The organism is Limnohabitans sp. (genome assembly GCF_044361985.1).
Lineage (GTDB): Bacteria > Pseudomonadota > Gammaproteobacteria > Burkholderiales > Burkholderiaceae_C > Limnohabitans_A.
The window spans coordinates 1-4724 of sequence record NZ_JBIKHV010000139.1 but is presented as its reverse complement, the minus strand read 5'-3'; the positions used below and the strand labels follow the sequence as shown (position 1 = coordinate 4724).

The following is a 4724-nucleotide window of genomic DNA, read 5'->3' as shown; positions in this document are numbered from 1 at the left end:
CGCTTGCAAAGCCTTCACCTGCGACTTGGCCGCATCCCATTGGGCTTGTGCGCGATCAAATGCGGCCTGGCTGATGTATTGCTTTTGCAGCAATTGCTTTTGACGCTCCAACTCCTTGCTGGCCACCACCAGGTTGGCTTGCGCTGCATCGACCTGTGCGCTGGAGCCGACCACGTTTTGTTGTGCCGCGCGGGCGTCAATGCGCAAGAGTTCTTGCCCTGACTTGACGCGATCACCCGCTTTCACATGCAAGGCCACCACCGCGCCCGCCACTTGGGTGGACAAGGTGGTTTGGCGCACAGCCTCCACCACGGCGTCTAGGCTGCTTTCTCCCTGAGCCATGCCCCCAAGCTGCACCGTGATCACCTTCAAAGGTGCCACATCAGCAGCCACGGCAAATGAATGGATTGAAAATGATGCCAAAGTGGCCAGGGCCAGCAGGGATCTTCGCATTGTCATTTTTCTTACCTAACTTCGTTATTTGCTTATTTAACTGATTGATTAACGAATGATACAATAAATTCACGCCATTGGCTGAAACCCATTTTCTGAATGCCAACCCAAACCCCAAGGACAGCACGCTTATGAAGCAATTACCCGATGACGCATTGGCAGAGGTCGCTTCCTATTTCCAGGCACTGGCTGAGCCCACGCGGTTGCAAATTCTCAACATCCTGCGATCTGGCGAACGCAATGTGGGCGAACTGGCCCAGATGTGCGGCTTCACAGCGGCCAACGTGTCTCGGCACCTGGCCTTGATGACCCAGCACGGGCTGGTCGAGCGGCAAAGCCGCGGCACCAGTGCCTACTACCGGATCGCAGATCCATCGATCTTTGAGCTGTGCGACCTGGTCTGCGGCAACATCGCCCGTCAGATGGAAAAGACCGCCGAACGCCGCGCTGCGTTCACATCACTGTCCTGACGCATTCCAGCCTAAATTGACGGGGCTGGCGGGTCGGTGCGCTGAACCACCTGACCTTGGGTCGTGTTGGGTTGTCGTTGTTTTCAGCAAGCCGCTGCCGGGTGTGCTCAAAGTACGTTCAGGGGAATCTTCACATAAGCCACGCCATTGGCCTCAGGCGGTGGCAGCTCGCCTGCCCGGATATTGATCTGCACTGCCGGCAAGATCAGTACCGGCATGGCCAAAGTCGCATCCCGGGTGGTGCGCATGCGCACAAAGTCTGCCTCGCTGATACCGTCTTTCAGGTGGATATTGGCGCTGCGCTGCTCAGCGACCGTGCTCTCAAATTGAACAGGGCGGCCCTCGGGCGGGTAGTCGTGGCACATGTACAAGCGCGTTTCGGGCGGCAGACTCAAAATTTTGTGCACCGAGGCATACAGGCTTGCCGCATCGCCGCCCGGAAAATCACAACGTGCCGAGCCGACATCGGGCATGAACAAGGTGTCGCCCACAAAGACCGCGTCCCCGACCTGGTAGGCCATGCAAGCCGGGGTATGGCCAGGCACTGACAAGGTCTGGATGCGCAAGCTGCCCAAATCCAGACTTTCACCATCGGCGATCAAATGGTCAAACTGGCGGCCATCGAGCGCAAAGTCTGGCTCCAGATTGAAGATGCCCTTGAAGACTTTTTGCACCGCCGTGATGTTGGCGCCAATCGCCGTTTTGCCACCCAATCGGGCTTTCAGGTAGGGGGCAGCGCTCAGGTGGTCGGCGTGGGCGTGGGTTTCCAAAATCCAGGCCACCTGCAGGCCGTGGTCCAGCACATAGTCCACCACTTTGTCTGCAGAGGACGTACTGGTGCGGCCCGACTTGGGGTCGTAGTCGAGCACCGAATCGATGATGGCGCAGGCATGGCTGTCTTGGGCATGGACCACATAGGTCACCGTCCAGGTGCTGGGGTCAAAAATGCCGTGGACCAAGGGTTTGACAGCTGTCGGGTCGGGCTTGTGCATAAAAACCGTCCTTGTGAATGCATTGAACTGGCGTGAACTGGACCCCAATATATTGGAAAACGCTGATGGATTCGATCGGTGGAAAATAATGCCCCGGGATGTTCTGGCGCAAAGACAAGACCGATGCAGCGGGGCATATTGGCAGGTTTTCCGCCTGAAAACTGCCCCATGCCACTCGCCGCCCGCATCCAGAACGCCACATTGCATGCCATGGTCATGACCGCCGAACAGGCCGCCGCCTTGATTCCGGTCGGCACCAACGTGGGCATGAGCGGTTTCACCGGGGCTGGTTACCCCAAAGCGGTGCCACAAGCGCTGGCCGCCAGGCTGGCCGCCCTGCATGCAGTCGGTCAAACGGATGCGCGCATTGGTTTGTGGACCGGCGCCTCCACCGCTCCGGAGCTGGACGGTGCGCTGGCCCAGGCACAGGGCATCGAGATGCGGCTGCCCTACCAGTCAGACCCCACCTGCCGCAAGCTGATCAACGCCGGGCAAATGCTCTACACCGACATGCACCTGTCGCATGTGGCACAAGCGGCCTGGTTTGGCTTTCTGGGCAAACTGGATGTGGCCGTAGTCGAGGTGGTGGGCATCTTGCCCGATGGCCGATTGATTCCTTCCACCTCGGTGGGCAACAACAAGACCTGGCTGGACCAGGCCGACAAGATCATTCTGGAAGTCAACCTGCACCAGAACCCGGCGCTGGAGGGCATGCACGACATCTACGAAGGCACACATTTGCCGCCGCACCGCCTGCCCATCCCGCTGGTCAGGGCCAGTGACCGCATCGGAGAGCCTTACCTCCAGTGCGACCCCGCCAAAGTGATCGCCGTAGTGGTCACCGACCAGCCTGACCGAAATTCGGCATTTGAAGCACCCAGCGAGGTGTCGTCCAAAATCGCCGCGCACATCGTGGACTTTTTGATGCACGAAGTGAAAGCCGGCCGACTGCCCAAATCATTGTTACCGCTCCAATCGGGCGTGGGCAATACCGCCAACGCGGTGCTGGCCGGACTCAACCAAGGCCCGTTTGAAAACCTGAGCGCGTACACCGAAGTTTTGCAAGACGGCATGCTGGAGATGCTGCGTTCGGGCAAGCTGGCTTTTGCATCGGCCACTGCCTTGTCGCTCAGCCCGGAGGCTGCGGCCGAGTTCAACGGCAACATTGATTTTTATCGGCAGCGAATTTTGCTGCGCCCGCAAGAGATCAGCAACCACCCGGAGCTGGTTCGACGCCTCGGCGTGATCGCCATGAACGCCATGATCGAAGCCGACATTTACGGCAACATCAATTCCACCCACATCATGGGCTCCAGCATCATGAACGGCATCGGCGGATCGGGCGACTTTGCGCGCAATGCCTACCTGTCTTTTTTCATGAGCCCCTCGGTGGCCAAGGGCGGCACGATTTCTTGCATCGTGCCCATGGTGTCGCACCACGACCACACCGAGCACGATGTGCAGGTCATCGTGACCGAGCAGGGCCTGGCCGACCTGCGCGGCTTGGCTCCGACGCAACGGGCCAGGCAAATCGTGGCGCGTTGCGCTCACCCTTCGTTTCGCCCGCAATTGCTGGACTACATGGAACGAGCCTGGTACGGCGGTGCGGGCAAGCACACGCCGCACCTGCTGGACGAGTCGCTGAGCTGGCACAGCCGCTACCTCAAGACCGGGAAAATGTAAAAGCTGACCCGCCAGTCCTGTCTAAGATGTGGCCATGAATGCACACCATCCACTCCGACACCGGCTGTTCCTGATCCTCGAACTCAAAAGCCACAAAGACAAGAAAACCGCCTGGGTTTTTTCATGGGTGCTGACCTTGGTGGTCTTGTTCAACATCGTGGCCGTGGTGCTGGAATCAGTGCCTTCGATCGAGCGGCAATACGGCCAGGCTTTGGCACTGTTTGACGCCTTTTCGGTGTTGTTTTTCAGTGTGGAGTACCTGCTGCGGATCTGGACGGCTGCAGAAATGAAAAGACCCGCACAGGCCAGCGCAAATCGCCGCCGCCTGGGCTACATGTTGAGCTTTCACGGCTTGGTGGACTTGCTGGCGATCTTGCCCTTCTTTTTGCAGTCCTTGGTGCCAGGACTGGATTTGCGCTTTTTGCGTGTCATCCGGGTCATGCGCATTTTGAAGTTGTCGCATTACTCCACGGCGCTGGAGGACCTGATTGCCTCCATTTACGCAGAAAGAGACGCCTTCATCTCAGCGCTTTACCTGCTGGCTTTGTCGATCCTCATCACCTCATGCCTGATGTATTTTGCCGAGCACGACTTGCAGCCCGACAAATTCGGCACCATACCGGATGCCATGTGGTGGTCCATCATCACCATCACCACCGTGGGCTACGGCGATGTCACGCCGATATCGGTCTGGGGAAAAGTGATCGGGGCCATCACCGCGCTGTCGGGGGTTTTCACGGTGGCCTTGCTGACCGGCATTGTGGCTTCGGCGTTTGCCACGCGCGTGCGGACTCAAGAAATTGAATTCACCACCGAGGTGGAAGAAGTCCTCAAAGACGGGCACGTACGCGCCCAGCAACGGCGAACCATCGAACACTTGCGCCGTGAATTCAGCCTCACCGAAGACCATGCTCAGGCCATCGTCCGACAGATCATCGAAGAGCAATCGCTGTACAACAAAAAGTCGGACTGAATTCGCACCCGCTTTGTTGGCTGCACCCTGCCACCACGGCAGGCGTTCAGGATGCCGGTTGACGCAAGGTCCGGCTGAGCAAGATCACCGGGATCAAACCCACCAGCACCAAGGCCAGCGATGGCAAAGCCGCCTCCCCCAGTCGCTCGTCGC

The 4724-nt window shown here is 58.7% G+C and carries 5 protein-coding genes; 3 read left to right on the top strand and 2 right to left on the bottom strand.

Going from position 1 to position 4724, the window contains the following annotated elements; genetic code table 11:
• The coding region (locus tag ACIQ3A_RS13935; RefSeq protein ID WP_396432324.1) for an efflux RND transporter periplasmic adaptor subunit at positions 1-453 on the bottom strand (453 nt) is incomplete at its 3' end.
• Between the two features lie 131 nt (positions 454-584).
• Here ACIQ3A_RS13935 and ACIQ3A_RS13930 point away from each other — a divergent pair.
• On the top strand, positions 585-923 hold the full coding sequence (locus ACIQ3A_RS13930) for an ArsR/SmtB family transcription factor (protein ID WP_396432323.1): 339 nt from the start codon (positions 585-587) through the stop codon (positions 921-923).
• A 107-nt stretch (positions 924-1030) separates the two neighbouring features.
• On the opposite strand, the gene ACIQ3A_RS13925 is transcribed toward ACIQ3A_RS13930, so the two are convergent.
• Positions 1031-1915 (bottom strand): MBL fold metallo-hydrolase, encoded by an 885-nt coding sequence (locus ACIQ3A_RS13925; protein ID WP_396432322.1) that lies wholly within the window; start codon positions 1913-1915, stop codon positions 1031-1033.
• 168 nt (positions 1916-2083) lie between these two features.
• Between ACIQ3A_RS13925 and ACIQ3A_RS13920 the strand changes: the two genes are divergently transcribed.
• Together ACIQ3A_RS13920 and ACIQ3A_RS13915 are read left to right on the top strand one after the other, a co-directional pair.
• Positions 2084-3598, top strand: a complete 1515-nt coding sequence (locus ACIQ3A_RS13920) for an acetyl-CoA hydrolase/transferase family protein (protein WP_396432321.1) — start codon at positions 2084-2086, stop codon at positions 3596-3598.
• A gap of 34 nt (positions 3599-3632) precedes the next feature.
• The gene (locus tag ACIQ3A_RS13915) at positions 3633-4571 is read left to right on the top strand and encodes an ion transporter (protein WP_396432320.1); all 939 of its coding nucleotides are present in this window, start codon (positions 3633-3635) and stop codon (positions 4569-4571) included.
• The last annotated feature ends 153 nt before the right edge of the window (positions 4572-4724 follow it).

What these genes read in the sequence shown, in the direction of transcription:
- ACIQ3A_RS13930 (WP_396432323.1), top strand. Translation starts at nt 585, where the DNA reads ATGAAGCAATTACCCGATGACGCATTGGCAGAGGTCGCTTCCTATTTC.
- ACIQ3A_RS13925 (WP_396432322.1), bottom strand. Translation starts at nt 1,915, where the DNA reads ATGCACAAGCCCGACCCGACAGCTGTCAAACCCTTGGTCCACGGCATT.
- ACIQ3A_RS13920 (WP_396432321.1), top strand. Translation starts at nt 2,084, where the DNA reads ATGCCACTCGCCGCCCGCATCCAGAACGCCACATTGCATGCCATGGTC.
- ACIQ3A_RS13915 (WP_396432320.1), top strand. Translation starts at nt 3,633, where the DNA reads ATGAATGCACACCATCCACTCCGACACCGGCTGTTCCTGATCCTCGAA.